Genomic DNA, 844 nt, shown 5'->3' on the forward strand with positions numbered 1-844 from the left:
AGAAGCTGTTTGAGTTAGCAGAATTTGAGAATACGACGAATGTTGGCCCACAGTATCCAGGCATTGGCTCGCGTCAGCCGTCGGTCGTATTCCTTCGATAAGCGGCGGTTGGCGCTGAGCCAAGCCAACGTGCGTTCGACCAGCCAGCGTGTTTGATGGATGCAGAAGTTTTGCTTTTTCAGTACGATATGCGCAGGTTTTTCAAATCGCACACCGTAGCGCAGGGCTAGGTGGTCGGCGAAAAGGCCGGCAAACGAGCTGTCGCCCATCACGACTTGCACCTGCCCCAAGAGCGGGTGCGTGGCGGCGACTTCGTCCCAGAAGGCGATGGCGGCCGCCGCATCCGAGACGTGGGCCGGCACGACCCGGCTGGCCAGTACGTTGCCTAGCGTGTCAATTAGCACCAGGCGCTTGCGTCCTTTGACCCGCTTGCCGGCATCGAAACCAACCGTGTCCCCGGTGGCCGTGGCCGCGTTTTTCACACTTTGCGTGTCAATGATGACGCACGTGGGCAGCCCTTTTTGGGGGTATTCTCCCGGCAAGCGGCGTTGAGACAAGCGTTTAACTCGTCCAGGATGCCCGCGTCCTGCCATTTGGCAAAATACCAGTACACCGTGCCCCACGGCGGAAAATCCCCGGGCAAGTCGCGCCAGAGGCACCCGTTTTTGAGCACATACAGCACGGCGTTCACCACGCTTAACAGAGGCCATTTGCTGCGCCGCCGCACTTGCAGCAAGGGCTCCAGTCGATGCCAATCCCGGGCCGAAAGGTCGGAACTGTAGCGTTTTCGAGCCGAGGGCGGGACTAACTTTTCCATGACCCGAAATTAACTCAAACAGCTTCT

Annotated in this window: 2 protein-coding genes; both read right to left on the reverse strand. The window is 58.8% G+C overall.

Annotated elements, in window-relative coordinates:
• Window positions 1-14 precede the first annotated feature (14 nt).
• Entirely contained in the window at window positions 15-482 is a 468-nt protein-coding gene (locus ACYSMN_RS25485) for a transposase (RefSeq protein ID WP_488926752.1), read from the reverse strand.
• The gene (locus tag ACYSMN_RS25490; RefSeq protein WP_488926753.1) at window positions 479-817 is read right to left on the reverse strand and encodes a transposase; all 339 of its coding nucleotides are present in this window, start codon (window positions 815-817) and stop codon (window positions 479-481) included. Before ACYSMN_RS25490 ends, ACYSMN_RS25485 begins: the two co-directional genes overlap by 4 nt.
• Window positions 818-844 lie beyond the last annotated feature (27 nt).

The sequence above is a fragment of the Hymenobacter sp. M1-2 genome (genome assembly GCF_057808495.1).